Consider the following 14,068-nt stretch of genomic DNA (forward strand, 5'->3'; position numbering starts at 1 on the left):
CTAACCCTGCCGTCGCTAGATTGTCTAGCGGTGCTAGTATCCGGATATGCCGACCCAGACACGCCGGGAGCGGGCCCGCGAGGAGCGCCGTGACCTGATCCTGCGCACCGCCCGCGAACTCGCCGAGTCCGACGGCTGGGACGCCGTCACCACGCGCCGCCTGGCCGAGGCCGTCGACTACAGCCAGCCCGTTCTGTACGGCCACTTCAAGAACATGAACGCGATCGCGGACGCGATCGCCCTGCAGGGCATCGAGGAACTCACCGCCGTACTACGCGACGCGCGCGAGACGGGCGGCCTGCACGGACTCGCCCAGGCCTACCTCGAGTACGCCGCCGAACACCCGGCCGTCTACGAGGCGATGTTCGTCCGCCCCACCGACCTGACTTTCGGCAGCCCCGAAAGCCCCACCATCCTGAAGGCCGCCTTCGACCAGTTCCTCGCCGCGGTGGAGCCGCACGCCGACGCCGAAACCCTGGCGGAGGTCCTCTGGAGCGCCCTCCACGGCCAAGCCACCCTCAACCGAACCCACCGCCTCCGCCCCACCCACCGCGCGGCCCGCGCGGAACTGCTGGTCGAACTGCTGACGCGCTGAGGGTCAGCTGTTCCAGTGGAGGATGGCGGGGGAGCCTCGTTCCCAGCCTAGGGTTGAGATGGTGGCGGTGTTGAGGACGAAGTGGCGGCCTTCGGTGACGGCCAGTTCGAGCCAGCGGGCGGTCAGGGCGCGTAGGGCGTGGGAATGGCCGAAGACGAGGACGTCGCCTGGGACGGCGGCGAGGCGGGCGTTGACTCGGTCGAGGCGGGCGGCTACCTGTTCGGGGGTTTCGCCGTGTGGCACGGGGTTGTCCCAGACGGTCCAGCCGGGGACGGTCTTGCGGATCTCGGCGGTGGTGATTCCTTCGTAGTCGCCGTAGTCCCACTCGACCAGGTCGTCGTCGACCTCGGCGTCGGGGAAGCCGGCCAGTTCGGCGGTACGGCGGGCGCGCTGCCGCGGCGAGGTCAGCACCAGGTCGAACGACTCCCCCGCCAGCCGCTCCTTCAAACTCGCGGCGACGCGTTCGCCGTCCGGCGTCAGCGGGAGATCGGTGACGGACGTGTGCCGCCCCGACTTGCTCCACTCGGTTTCCCCGTGCCGGACCAGGAACACCCGGTCCTCTCGCTCCTCTGTGGTCACGTTTGCATCCTCTCAGACCGGCGCTGAGGTCTTGACCGTTTGAACGATCCAGGGCAGGGTATCGAAACTGTAAGCGCTTCCACTTTTCGTTCAGGAGTGATCCAGTGCCTTCCGGACCTACCGGCCGGCCCGCGACGATCTACGACGTCGCGGCCCGCGCGAAGCTGTCGATCGCGACGGTTTCGCGTGTCCTGCAAGGGACCGGGCCGGTGTCGGCGAAGGCGCGGGCGCGGGTTGACCAGGCGGCGCAGGAGCTGAACTACGTACCGCTACGCGCCGCCCGGAGCCTCGCCGTGCAGCGGCACGAGGCGCACGGGCTGGTACTGCCGGATCTCGCCGGTCCGTTCTACGGGGATCTGTTGATGGGGTACGAGCGGTGGGCCGGCGAGCACGGGCAGAGCGTGGTGATCACGGTGACGCACGGCAACCCGGATCCGCGCCGTACGGTGATGGACCTGGCCGGGCGGGTCGACGGGATCGTTGTCCACGGCAACGCTCTGGAACTGCCGACGGTGCAGGGGTTGCGGAAGGCGGGCGTACCGGTGGTACTGATCGCGCATCCGCCGGTCACCGGGTGCGACTCGGTGCGCAGCGAGAGCGCGGCCAGCGCGGAGCAGCTCACCACCCGGTTGCTCGACCACGGCCGGCAGAACCTCCAGTTCGTTGGCGACCCCGCCAGTTCGTACGACGTCTCGGAACGGTACGCCGGATTCGCCAAGGCACACGAACTCCGCGGCTTGCAGGTGCCGAAGCCAGTTCGTGTTCCGCTGACGGAGGAGGCCGGACGAGCCGTCGCGGAGAAGGTGCTGAAGGCAAACGAACGCCCCGACGGGCTGGTGTGTGCGAACGATGAGCTTGCGTTGGCTGCGCTCAGTGCGTTTGTCGCGAGCGGGGTTGCGGTGCCGGGGGAGATTGTGGTGACGGGATGGGACGACGTGATGGCGGCGCGGTATGTGTCGCCGGGTTTGACGACTGTGCGGCAGCCGATGGCCGAGTTGGGGCGGGTGGCTGCGGAGCGGCTGCACGAACGCGTGAGCGGGACCCGCACCCGGGCGCGTAACGACGTACTGGCGACACAACTGGTGCTGCGGGACAGCTGTGGCACCAACCGGGGGATGCACGCAGTAACCGAGTGAGGAGACAATCAATGTTCACCCACAGCATCCGCCGCCGGCTGGTGATTGGCAGCGCTGCACTGACCGCGGCTGCGCTCGCGCTCGGCGGCTGCGGCCGTTCGAACGACACGAAGGACTCCGGGGCACAACCGACGACCACCGTGAGCGAAGGTCCCGCGACCGGGAACCTGACCGTCTGGGCGATGGGCACCGAAGGCGAGAACCTGCCCAAGCTGATGGACCAGTTCAAGCAGGCCAACCCGGGCGTGAACGTGACCGTCACGCCGATCCCGTGGGACGCGGCGCACAACAAGTTCACCACCGCGATCACCGCGAACACACTGCCGGACGCGGCGATGGTCGGTACCACCTGGATGGGCGAGTTCGCCGACCTCGGTGCGCTCGACCCGACACCGCAGGGTTTCGACAACTCCGGGTTCTACCCGGGCGCGCTGGACACCACGAAGGTGGGCGGTACGCAGTACGGCGTGCCGTGGTACGTCGAGACGCGGCTGGTGTTCTACCGCAAGGACCTGGCCGCGAAGGCCGGGTTCAGTACGCCGCCGACCGACTGGGACGGGCTGAAGGCAATGGCCAAGGCGATGAAGGACAAGGCGGGCGCGAAGTACGGGATCAACCTGCAGCCGGGTGGTGACGGGTCCTGGCAGACCGTGATGCCGTTCGCGTGGTCGGCCGGGGCGAACATCACCGGGGACGACCAGAAGTCGTTCACGTTCGACACGCCGGAGATGCAGGAGGGGCTGAAGTACTACCAGTCCTTCTTCACCGAGAAGCTCGCCGGGACCGACCTGCCGCCGAACCAGACCGAGGCGCAGTTCGTCAACGGGCAGGTGCCGATGTTCATCTCCGGTCCGTGGATGGCGGGCTCGGTCGCGAAGGCCGGTGGGGATGCGATCAAGCCGAACATCGGGGTGTTCCAGCTGCCGAAGAACAAGAGCGCGACGTCGTTCGTGGGTGGGTCGGACTTCGTGGTGTTCAAGTCGTCGAAGAACAAGGACAGTGCATGGAAGCTGGTCAAGTTCCTGTCCGATGCCAAGACGCAGGCGTCGTGGTTCAAGTTGTCGTCGGACCTGCCGGCGGTGAAGAGCGCGTGGCAGGACCCGAGTATCGCGTCGGACCCGCTGCTACCGGTGTTCGGCAAGCAGCTCGAGGACGCGAAGGCGCCGCCGGCGATCGTGAACTGGGAACAGGTCGCGAAGGCGTTCGACACCGAGATCGAGAAGATGGCCAAGTCCGGCCAGTCCCCCGCCGACACCGCCAAAGCCATCCAAACCAAGGCAACCCAGATCGGCACCGGCGGCAGCTGATGGGCTCCCGTACGGGGCGTGACCTCGAAGCTGACGAGTCCGCCGACCGAACGGTCACGCCCCAACCGCCCAGGACTGTAGGTGGTGCTGGGGCAACCGCTTCCACTGCAGTTCTGGGCAAGCGGGGCGGGCGTGGGGGATTCGGGCGGCAGACGGTGGCTGCTTGGGTGTTGGTGCTGCCGTTTGTGGTGTTGTTCTTGGCGTTTACGGCGGGGCCGGTGTTGGGGTCGTTGGGGATGTCGTTTACCGACATCAAGCAGCGGGATCTGCGGACTCCGTTCTCGGTGAACGGGGTCGGGTTCGCCAACTACGTCAAAGCACTGCAGGACGAGACGTTCCGGAAGGCCGCATTCAACACCGCGTACTTCGTGGTGATCGGGGTGCCGTTGACGTTGGTCGTGGCGTTGGCGGCGGCCGTACTGCTCGACCGCGGCGTGAAGCGGTTCCAGGCGCTGTTCAAGGTCGGGTACTACCTCCCGGTGGTGACGTCGATCGTCGCGATCGCCGTCATCTGGCGGTTCGTCCTCTCACCCGACAACGGCCTGCTGAACACCGTCCTCGGCTGGGTCGGGATCGACGGGCCGAACTGGCTGGCGTCCAAGACCTGGGCGATGCCGAGCTTGATCGCGATGGCGGTCTGGCGGAACTTCGGCTCCGCGATGATCATCTTCCTGGCCGGTCTGCAGGGCATCCCGGAGTCCGTCGAGGAGGCCGGGCAGATCGACGGTGCGGGCTCCTGGCAACGGTTCCGGTACCTGATCCTGCCGCTGCTCCGCCCGACCGTCCTGTTCACCAGCGTGACCACCGGCATCGGCTACCTGCAGTTCTTCGAGGAACCGTTCGTGATGACCCAGGGCGGCCCACTGGACAGCACGGTCTCGGTGTCGATGGCGACGTACGACCAGTTCGGCTTCGGCAACTACGGCCTCGCGACGTCGATGGCGTACATCCTGTTCGTCGTCATCGCGGTGATCACGTTCATCCAGTTCCGGCTGCTGAGGGAGAAGTGATGCGCCGCACCTGGTGGATCTATCTGATCGGAGTACTCGGTCTGGTTGCGGTCGCGGCGCCGTTCCTGTGGATGGTGCTCGGCAGCTTCAAGACCCAGGGTGAGCTGCTCCGGGTCCCGCCGACCTGGTGGCCGCAGGACGCGACCACGCAGAACTACGACGACCTGTTCAGCAAGGCGAACTTTCCACGGTACTTCGCCAACTCGACACTGGTCGCCCTGGCCGTGACCGCGGGCAACCTGGTGTTCTGCTCGATGATCGGTTACGCGCTCGCCAAGCTCCGGTTCAAGGGGCGCAACGCTCTGTTCGTAGTGGTGATGGCGACGCTGATGATCCCCGGCATGGTCACGTTCGTACCGCTGTTCGTACTCGTCACCAACGCCGGCCTCGCGAACTCGTACCCGGGCCTGATCCTGCCGTTCCTGGTCTCGCCGTTCGGTGTGTTCCTGATGCGGCAGTTCTTCCTCGGGCTGCCGGACGACCTGATCGACGCCGGCCGGGTGGACGGCACCAGCGAACTCGGGATCTTCGCGCGGATCATGCTGCCGCTCACCCGCCCGGCGCTGGCCACGCTCGGCATCCTCACCTTCCTCGGCTCCTGGAACAACTTCCTCTGGCCGCTGGTGATCGCCCAGACCGAGGACAAGTACACCCTGCCCGTCGCCCTCGCCCTGTACTCGACCGGCCAGAACGCGCAGAACTACGGCCTGTTGATGGCCGGCGCGGTCGTGGTCGTCGTACCGGTGCTGGTCATGTTCCTGGCGTTCCAGCGGCATGTGACCAAGGGCATCGCCATTACCGGACTCAAGTAGAAGAGGTTTCAGATGACCGCCATCATCAGTCGCCGTACTCTTTTCGCCGCAGCCGGAGCTGTTGTGGTTGCCGGCGTCGAATCACCCGCTTTCGGAGGAACAGCCAACAGCCATTGGGTTCCCAGCCCCTCCGATCGCGCGCTGGTCGGGCGGTGGGCTCGGGATACCTGGCGCAGCATCGTTGCCATGACGGACGAACGTACTGGGCTGCCTGCTGACAACATCGGGGAGTCTGTTAGCAACCCGGTGCGGAGCAATTACACGTCGCCTACCAACATCGGCGGGTACTTGTGGAGCACCGTGGTTGCGAAGCATCTCGGGATCATCTCGCCGCAGGAGTCGTTGCGCAGGATCACGCAGACGTTGACGACGATGCGGGACGCCGTCCACCACGTGCCGAGTGGCATGTACTTCAACTGGTACGACGAGGCGACCGGTGCGGTGCGGTACGTGGACCCCGACGGCACCCGCCCGATCACGCCGTTCGTGTCCAGCGTCGACAACGCGTGGTTCGCCTGCGCGCTGATGGTCGTCCGGAACGCCGAACCGCGCGCCCGTGCGCTCGCGGACCTGCTGCTGAACCGGATGAACTTCAAGTACTACTACAACCCCGCGGCCCGTCCCGGCGGCCTGATGCGCGGCGGCTTCTTCGAGACCCCGCCGCCGGACGAGGAAACCGACAAGGGCAACCACGCCGGCGTCGGCCCGGACGTGTACTACCGCAAGTTCCACTACGACACCTGCAACACCGAGGCCCGCATCGCCGGGTACGTCGGGTTCGCGCTCAACCAGGTCCCGCACACGCAGTACTTCGCGACCTACCGCACCTTCCCCGACACGTGCGACTGGTCGTGGGTCGAGCAGAAGCCGAAGGGCGTACACCGGACGTACCTCGGGCTCGACGTCTTCGAGGGCACGTACGAGTACCGCGGGATGCGGCTGGTGCCGTCCTGGGGCGGTGACATGTTCGAGTCGCTGATGCCGGACCTGTTCGTACCCGAGGCGACCTGGGCACCGCGCAGCTGGGGCATCAACCACCCGTTGACGGTCCGCGCGCAGATCGAGCACGGCCTGGACGACGCTCGCTACGGCTACTGGGGATTCTCTCCGGCGTCGAACCCGAAGGGCGGGTACTCGGTCTACGGCGTCGAGCCGATCGGGATGGACCCGGGCGGCTACCCGTCCGACCTCGAGGGCACGAACTACGACGCGGGCTTCGAGGGCTGCCGCGAAGGCACCAACCCGAACCCGACGTACGGCGACGGCGTGGTCACCCCGCACGCGGCGTTCCTCGCGATGGCATACGCCCCGGCGCAGGCGATCGACAACCTGAGCAAGATCGAGAACACGCTGCACGCGTACGGCGCCGGCGGGTTCTACGACTCGGTGGCGACCAAGTCCGGGCTGATCGCGAAGCGGTACCTGTCGCTGGACCAGGCGATGGTGATGGGTGCTATCGGCAACGTGTTCGGCAACGACCTGATCCGGCGCAACTTCGCCAGCCGAACGGTCGAGCAACGGATCCGGCCGCTGATCGCGATGGAACAGTTCGAATCGGGAGTTCTGTAGATGCCGGACGACGCCAAGGCTGATTGGGACCAGCGGATCGCACTCCGCTCCGACGAGCAGCGCGAGTTCGCCTTCCCGGAGCTCGATCCGCCGAAGGAGGTCTCGGCGGTCGGCGGCGTCGGCCACGTGACGATCGACTGGACGCCGGTGGACGGCGCGGCCGGCTACCTGATCCTCCGGGGCGCCGGCGAGCACGGCCCGCTGGAGCCGGTCGACCACCACAGCGGCGACGTGCTCTCGGTGCCGTCGCCGCCGTACGTCGACACCACGGGCACCCCGGGTACGCCGTACCGGTACGCGGTCGCGAGCGTGCCCGAGGTGACCGCGCACGGCCGGCCGAGTCACACCGTCGGTGCCGTACCGTTGGTTGCCGGGAGCATCGCCCCGACCGTCATCGTGACCGTCGACGTGGTTGCCGAGGGCACGGAATTGGCCCGGCCGTGGGAGCCGATGATCGGCAGCGAACGGCTCAGTCAGCTGCTCTGCACGGACCGCACCGGTGGTCACGAGATCGGCACCGAACTCGAGGACGCGCTGCGCCGGATGCACGACGAGATCGGCGTGCGGACGGTCCGCGCGCACGCGATCTTCCACGACGACACCCACGTGATCGATGGCGACACCTACGATTTCTCGACCGTCGACAAGATCTACGACAAGCTGCTCGGCATCGGGCTGCGGCCGGTGGTCGAGCTCGGGTTCATGCCGCGCGAACTGGCGAGCGATCCGACGAAGACGGTCTTCGCGTACGGCGCGATCATCTCGCCACCCGCGTCGTACGACCGGTGGTACGACCTTGTGCGGGCACTCGTGCAGCACCTGGTCGACCGGTACGGACTGGACGAGGTGCTGACCTGGGACTTCGAGGTCTGGAACGAGGCCAACCTCGAGGTGTTCTGGTCCGGTACGAAGGCCGAGTTCTTGCACTTGTACGACGTGAGCGCAGCCGCGGTGAAGTCCGTCGACACCCGCCTGCAGGTCGGCGGCCCGTCGTCGGCCGCTGCCGGCTGGGTCGACGACCTGCTGGCACACGCGGCGGAGCACCACACACCGGTGGACTTCGTCTCCACGCACACGTACGGGAGCCCGCCGCTCGACGTCCGGGCGTCGCTGGAGCGGCACGGGTACGGCGACGCGCGGATCCTGTGGACCGAGTGGGGCGTCACGCCGACGCACTTCAACCCGATCAACGACTCGGTCTTCGCCGGCGTCTTCCTGCTCCGCGGGATGCGGTCCGCGGCCGGCCGGATCGACGCGTTGTCGTACTGGGTCGCCTCCGACCACTTCGAGGAACTCGGCCGCCCGCCGCGCTTCCTGCATGGCGGGTTCGGCCTGCAAACCGTCGGTGGGCTGGCGAAACCGCGGTACCACGCGATGACGCTGCTCAGCCGCCTCGGCCCGGTCGAGCTGCCGGTGGCGTACGAGGGCGACGGCGGCGGCAGCCTGATCGAAGCCTGGGCGGCACGCGACCGGGACCGCGTCGCCGTACTGCTCTGGAACCTCACCCTGGATCAGACCAAGGCGGACGGCGCGACCGAGCTGAGCAGGAACATTCGCCTCCAACTGCCAGGCGTCGATCGGTCCTGGCAGGTAACCGCGACCACCTTGGCGATCGGCGCCGGCGACATCGCCACCGCCGCGGCCGGGCTCGGCGACTGGCCGTCCGACGACGAGCTCGCCGACCTCGCCGACCGCAGCCGGATGGCCGTCGCCAAGCTGGAACTGCAGGACGAGGCCGTCGAGGTGAACCTCCCGATGCCGTCGGCCGTACTGCTGGAGCTCAGCCCCCGGTAGCTTCCTGGATCCAGCGCTCGACCCCGACGATGTGCACGGTGGCCCAGGACCGGGCCACCTCGGGCTCGCGGCCTTCGATGGCCGTCAGGATCGCGCGGTGTTCCGCGAGTGTGCGGGCCACCGCGTCGGTCTGGGTCAGCCCCCGCCAGATCCGGGCGCGGTACGTCGGCTGCCGCAACGAGTCGATGATCGAGGCAAGTGCCCGGTTGCCGCTGCCGACCGCGATCAGCCGGTGGAACTCGACGTCACCGGCGAGCAGGTCCGCGACCGACGGGTCCGGGCCGAGCTCGTCCAGCAGCTTGTGCACCGCGGCGATGTCCTCGTCGGCCATCCGCAGCGCCGCCCGGGCGGCCGCGGCCGGCTCCAGGATCCGCCGTACCTCGAAGAACTCCAGTACCGACGCGTCCTGGTGCAGGTCGAGGACGAAGCCCATCGTCTCCATCAGCAGCGAGGGGTCGAGACTGGTCACGAACGTACCGTCGCCCTGCCGGACCTCCAGCACCCGGATCAGCGCGAGCGCCTTCACCGCTTCGCGCAGCGAGTTCCGGGACAGTCCGAGGCGGGCGGCCAGGTCGGCCTCGCGCGGCAGGCGATCACCGGGCCGCAGCTCCCCGGCCACGATCATGTGCTTGATCCGGTCGATCGCTTCGTCGGTGACGCGCATCGCCCCGCCTCCAGAATCTTCCTCAGACATCCGATGTTCCAGCACGATACATCGGATGTCTAGGCCTAAAACGCCGATTCAGATCGAGAAGTATGGCCACGAGGTGTTGACTGTCGGGAAGACCACCGACTATAGATCGGATGAATAAGAACATCCCCTGGAGGTCAGCGATGAAAGCAACACCAGTGCGGGCACGCCGCTGGGCCCTGAAGACCGGTATGGCCGCGCTGTCGGCTGTCGCCCTGACCGCCGTCGCCGCCTGTGGTGGCGGCAACAGTGGCGGCGGCAGCTCCGGCTCGGCCGACAAGGCCGACCTGACCTGGACGTTCTGGGTCGCGGGTACCGAGGACCAGGCCGCCTGGCAGAAGGTCGCCGATCAGGCTCACGTCGATCACTCCGGAATCACCGTCAAGCTCCAGGGCACCCCGTGGGACAGCTACTGGTCGAAGATCGGCACCACGCTGGCGAGCAGCAAGGCGCCCTGCATCATCGGCATGCAGAGCCTGCGGATGGCGTCGTACGCCGGCGCGATGCTGCCGCTGGACGACCTGATGAAGAAGTACGGCATGAAGGCCGAGGACTTCGACAAGCCGATCATGGACGGCCTGAAGGCGGACGGTAAGCAGATCGCGATCCCGTACGACTCCGGCCCGATGGTGATCTTCTACAACAAGGACATGTTCAAGACCGCCGGCGTACCGGACCCGAAGCCGGGCTGGACGATGGACGAGTTCAAGGCAGCCGCCAAGAAGCTGACCGCCGCCGGGAAGACCGGCCTGGTGACGACCCCCGGCGACCTCGGCACGATGTCCTGGATCCGGACGATGACCGGCGCCGAGCCGCTGGCCGACGGCAAGCTCAACTTCACCGACCCGAAGTTCGAGCAGGGCTTCTCGCAGTACGCCGACTTCGTCAAGACCGACAAGATCGCCCCGCAGGTGCCGGGCGGCAACCCGGACTTCGAGACCCAGCAGTTCACCGGCGGCAAGGCCGCGATGCAGCTGAACGGGCCGTGGTCGCTGATCGACACCAAGGGCAAGGTCAAGTTCAACCTCGGCATCGCGCCGATCCCGGCCGGTCCGGACGGCTCCAAGACGTACACCGCCGGATCCGGCTTCGGTATCTCCCGGGCCTGCAAGACGCCCGACGCGGCCTTCCAGGCAATCATGTCGATGACGAGCGAGAAGCCGCTGACGGTGCTGGCCCAGGCCGGCCGCGCGTACCCGTCCCGGACCGTGGCGCACCCGGCCTGGTTCACCGCCGCCGGGATCGACGGTGCGAAGGAGACCATCGACTACGCCTCCGAGCACTCGATCCCGCTGGTCACCTCGAAGAAGTGGGTGCAGGTCGCCGACCTGCTCAACCGGTTCGGAACCCAGGCGCTGAACGGTGAGATCCCGCCCGACCAGGCGCTGAAGACCATCCAGGACCAGGCAGGCGCTGGGTCCTGATGGTGACCGTGAACGAGACCGTCGCCCCGGCCGAGAAGACTCGGCCGGGGCGGCGGCCCGCGCTCCGCCGGGACGGCCGGTACGCGTCGGTCTTCCTGGCCCCGAGTCTCGGCGGGCTGGCCCTGTTCACGTTGTTCCCGACCGCGATGGCGCTCGGCATCAGCCTGTTCGACTGGCCGGTGTTCGGCAGCCGCTCGTTCCTCGGGTTCGGGAACTACTCGCACCTGCTGCACGACCCGGTGTTCCGCCGGGTGGTGCTGAACACGGTGCTGTTCGTGGTGCTGTACGTCCCGCTGAACGTGGTCGTCTCGCTCGGGCTCGCGACCTGGCTCGGCCCGCAGATCAAGGGCCGGCAGATCTTCCGGGTGCTGTTCTTCATCCCGGTGATGACGCCGATGGTCGCCAACGTGATGGTCTGGCGGCTGCTGTTCCAGCCCGGTGGGCTGATCGCCGGCGGTCTGCAGAGCTGGTTCGGCATCGACGCACCGAACTTCCTCGGCTCGTCGAACTGGGCGATGCCGGCGATCGTCGCGATGTCGATCTGGCAGGGGTTCGGGTACAACTTCCTGGTCTTCTCGGCCGCCATCGACCAGGTGCCACAGTCCCAGCTGGAGTCCGCGCAGATCGACGGCGCCGGACCGCTGCAACGGTTCCGCTACATCACCTGGCCGATGATCACGCCGTCGATGTTCTTCGCCACCACGATGACGCTGATCACCTCGTTCCAGGTGTTCGCGCAGCCGTTCATCCTGACCCAGGGCGGCCCGGGCGTGGCCACCCAGACGATCGTGATGTACGTCTACAACCAGGGCTGGCAGTTCCTCCAGATGGGCCTGGCGTCGGCGGCCGGATGGGTGCTGTTCGTGATCATCATGGGCATCACCGCGATCCAGTTCTTCGGGCAGAAGCGGTGGGTGAACTATGACGTCTGAGACCAACAGCGGCGTCCGCAAGGTGCGCAACGGCGTCTCGCACCTCCTGCTGGTGATCGTCGCGATCGTGTTCCTCGGTCCGTTGGTGTACGCGGTCTCGACCTCGCTGAAACCCGCGGACGAGGTGTTCACGCCGACCCCGCACCTGTTCGGGTCCGAGATCCGCTGGAAGAACTACGCGGACGCGTTCACGTTCGCGCCGTTCGACCGGTACTTCCTGAACAGCCTGTTCGTGGCGGTGGCCGGCACGCTGGTCGTGGTCGCTGCCTCGAGCCTTTCGGCGTACGCGTTCGCCCGGCTGAAATTCAGGGGCCGTGAGCAACTGTTCGTGCTGTTCCTCGGTACGCTGATGGTGCCGCAGGAGGTCCTGATCGTGCCGATGTACTGGCTGATGCAGGCGCTCGGCTGGGTGGACAGCTACTGGGCGCTGATCCTGCCCTGGGCGTTCACGGCGTTCGGCACCTTCCTGCTGCGGCAGTTCTTCCTCACCGTGCCGGCCGAGCTGGAGGAGGCGGCCCGGGTGGACGGCTGCGGCCCGTTCGGCTCGTTCTTCCGGATCATGCTCCCGCTCGCGCGGCCGGCCCTGGCCGTACTCACCGTCTTCACGTTCATCAGTTTCTGGGGCAGCTTCCTGTGGCCGCTGATCATCATCAACAGCGTCGAGGACAAGGGCACGGTGCCGCTGGGCCTGGCGCAGTTCGTCGGCCAGCAGGGCACCCAATGGAACCTGATGATGGCCGCGTCGGTGCTCGCGATGGTGCCGACCGTACTGCTTGTCGTACTCCTCCAGAAACACCTCGTCCGCGGCCTGCTCGTCACCGGACTCGGCGGCCGCTAATTTAAGGAGATCTGATGACTGACGCGCCTCCCGCGGCTTCCGTCGAGAAGTTCCGCGACTGGCGGTTCGGCCTGTTCGTCCACTGGGGCCTGTACTCGCTGCCGGCCCGCCACGAGTGGGTGAAGAACCGCGAGCGGCTCACCGACGAGGACTACCAGCCGTACTTCGACCACTTCGAGCCTGACCTGTACGACCCGACGAAGTGGGCCCGCGCGGCCCGTGAAGCCGGCATGAAGTACGCCGTCCTCACCACCAAGCACCACGAGGGCTTCTGCCTGTGGGATTCCGAGGTGTCCGACTACACGGTCGCGCACACCGCGTGGGGTGCGGGCAAGGACCTGGTGAGGCAGTTCGTCGACGCGTGCCGGGCCGAGGGGCTCGGGGTCGGGTTCTACCACTCGCTGATCGACTGGCACCACCCGGAGTTCCCGATCGACGTCGTGCACCCGCAGCGGTACGACGAGGAGGCGCAGGCGAAGGCCGCGGGACGGGACGTCCAGGTGTACGCCGACTACCTGCACGCGCAGACGCGGGAACTGCTGACCAACTACGGGCCGATCGACATCATGTGGTTCGACTTCTCGTACCCGAACCGGAACCGCGAGGACGGGCTGCCCGGGCCGGGCAACGGCAAGGGTCGCGACGAGTGGCGGTCCGTCGAGCTGATGGCGATGGTGCGGGAGCTGCAGCCGGACATCCTGATCAACGACCGGCTCGACATCCCGGGCGACTTCGTGACGCCGGAGCAGTACCAGCCGGACGGGCCGATGCAGCGCGACGGCGTACCGGTGCTGTGGGAGGCGTGCCAGACGCTGAACGGCAGCTGGGGGTACGACCGGGACAACCTGGACTGGAAGTCGCCCGAGACGCTGGTGAAGATGCTCGTCGACTCGGTCTCCAAGGACGGCAACCTACTGCTGAACGTCGGCCCGACCGGGCGCGGCGAGTTCGACCCGCGGGCGCTGGCGACGCTCTCGTCCATCGGCGAATGGATGCGCCTGCACGAGCGCTCGATCCGCGGCGCGCGGCCGGCCGAGGGTCATGTCGCCCCGGTCGACTGCCGCTTCACCCAGAAGGGCGACCGGCTCTACCTGCACCTGTTCTCGTGGCCGATGGGCCACATCCACCTGCAGGGCCTGGCCGGCAAGGTCAAGTACGCCCAACTCCTGAACGACGCCTCCGAGATCAAACGCATCGTCAACAACCCGCACCAGCAGGCCCAGAACACCACCATGGGTGGCGTCGCCTCCGACACCCTCACCCTGAAACTCCCGATCCAGAAACCGAACGTCCTGGTCCCGGTCATCGAGCTGTTCCTCTAGAAGATCGGTCCACCGTTGCCGAGTGACCCGTCCGGGAGCCCTCCCTGGGCGGGTCGCTC

At 67.3% G+C, this 14,068-nt stretch carries 13 protein-coding genes; 11 read left to right on the forward strand and 2 right to left on the reverse strand.

The features are described from left to right. The first annotated feature begins 46 nt into the window (after positions 1-46). The gene (locus ACFYRU_RS01855) at positions 47-595 is read left to right on the forward strand and encodes a TetR/AcrR family transcriptional regulator (RefSeq protein ID WP_387651922.1); all 549 of its coding nucleotides are present in this window, start codon (positions 47-49) and stop codon (positions 593-595) included. Positions 596-598: 3 nt separating this feature from the next. Here ACFYRU_RS01855 and ACFYRU_RS01860 read toward each other — a convergent pair whose 3' ends face one another. Continuing rightward, positions 599-1,174 (reverse strand): histidine phosphatase family protein, encoded by a 576-nt coding sequence (locus tag ACFYRU_RS01860; RefSeq protein WP_387651925.1) that lies wholly within the window; start codon positions 1,172-1,174, stop codon positions 599-601. A gap of 104 nt (positions 1,175-1,278) precedes the next feature. On the opposite strand from ACFYRU_RS01860, the gene ACFYRU_RS01865 reads away from it, so the two are divergent. From ACFYRU_RS01865 to ACFYRU_RS01890, 6 genes are all read left to right on the forward strand, one after another. Then, complete coding sequence (locus tag ACFYRU_RS01865; protein ID WP_387651928.1) at positions 1,279-2,310, forward strand: LacI family DNA-binding transcriptional regulator; 1,032 nt, start codon at positions 1,279-1,281, stop codon at positions 2,308-2,310. Positions 2,311-2,321: 11 nt separating this feature from the next. Continuing rightward, positions 2,322-3,617: a sugar ABC transporter substrate-binding protein gene (locus ACFYRU_RS01870; RefSeq protein ID WP_387651931.1), complete on the forward strand. Its 1,296-nt coding sequence runs from the start codon at positions 2,322-2,324 to the stop codon at positions 3,615-3,617. Between the two features lie 236 nt (positions 3,618-3,853). Further along, positions 3,854-4,627 (forward strand): carbohydrate ABC transporter permease, encoded by a 774-nt coding sequence (locus tag ACFYRU_RS01875; protein ID WP_387651933.1) that lies wholly within the window; start codon positions 3,854-3,856, stop codon positions 4,625-4,627. After that, the gene (locus ACFYRU_RS01880; RefSeq protein WP_387651935.1) at positions 4,627-5,439 is read left to right on the forward strand and encodes a carbohydrate ABC transporter permease; all 813 of its coding nucleotides are present in this window, start codon (positions 4,627-4,629) and stop codon (positions 5,437-5,439) included. Before ACFYRU_RS01875 ends, ACFYRU_RS01880 begins: the two co-directional genes overlap by 1 nt. A 12-nt stretch (positions 5,440-5,451) precedes the next feature. Next, positions 5,452-7,008 (forward strand): glucoamylase family protein, encoded by a 1,557-nt coding sequence (locus ACFYRU_RS01885; RefSeq protein ID WP_387651937.1) that lies wholly within the window; start codon positions 5,452-5,454, stop codon positions 7,006-7,008. Beyond that, positions 7,009-8,802: a xylan 1,4-beta-xylosidase gene (locus ACFYRU_RS01890; RefSeq protein ID WP_387651939.1), complete on the forward strand. Its 1,794-nt coding sequence runs from the start codon at positions 7,009-7,011 to the stop codon at positions 8,800-8,802. Here ACFYRU_RS01890 and ACFYRU_RS01895 read toward each other — a convergent pair. Beyond that, positions 8,789-9,466 (reverse strand): FadR/GntR family transcriptional regulator, encoded by a 678-nt coding sequence (locus ACFYRU_RS01895; protein WP_387651941.1) that lies wholly within the window; start codon positions 9,464-9,466, stop codon positions 8,789-8,791. The genes ACFYRU_RS01890 and ACFYRU_RS01895 overlap by 14 nt on opposite strands. 170 nt (positions 9,467-9,636) lie before the next feature. On the opposite strand from ACFYRU_RS01895, the gene ACFYRU_RS01900 reads away from it, so the two are divergent. Genes ACFYRU_RS01900 through ACFYRU_RS01915 form a run of 4 tightly spaced genes read left to right on the forward strand, consistent with a single transcriptional unit; the run spans position 9,637 to position 14,009 of the window. Beyond that, positions 9,637-10,917, forward strand: a complete 1,281-nt coding sequence (locus ACFYRU_RS01900) for an ABC transporter substrate-binding protein (RefSeq protein WP_387651943.1) — start codon at positions 9,637-9,639, stop codon at positions 10,915-10,917. Positions 10,918-10,919: 2 nt separating this feature from the next. After that, a complete protein-coding gene (locus ACFYRU_RS01905) occupies positions 10,920-11,849 on the forward strand; it encodes a carbohydrate ABC transporter permease (protein ID WP_387651946.1) in 930 nt (309 codons plus the stop codon). Then, positions 11,839-12,687, forward strand: a complete 849-nt coding sequence (locus ACFYRU_RS01910) for a carbohydrate ABC transporter permease (protein WP_387651949.1) — start codon at positions 11,839-11,841, stop codon at positions 12,685-12,687. Before ACFYRU_RS01905 ends, ACFYRU_RS01910 begins: the two co-directional genes overlap by 11 nt. 14 nt (positions 12,688-12,701) lie before the next feature. After that, positions 12,702-14,009, forward strand: coding sequence for an alpha-L-fucosidase (locus ACFYRU_RS01915; protein ID WP_387651952.1), 1,308 nt, complete (start codon positions 12,702-12,704; stop codon positions 14,007-14,009). Positions 14,010-14,068: the final 59 nt, after the last annotated feature.

The organism is Kribbella sp. NPDC004536, assembly GCF_042873835.1.
Taxonomy (GTDB): domain Bacteria; phylum Actinomycetota; class Actinomycetes; order Propionibacteriales; family Kribbellaceae; genus Kribbella.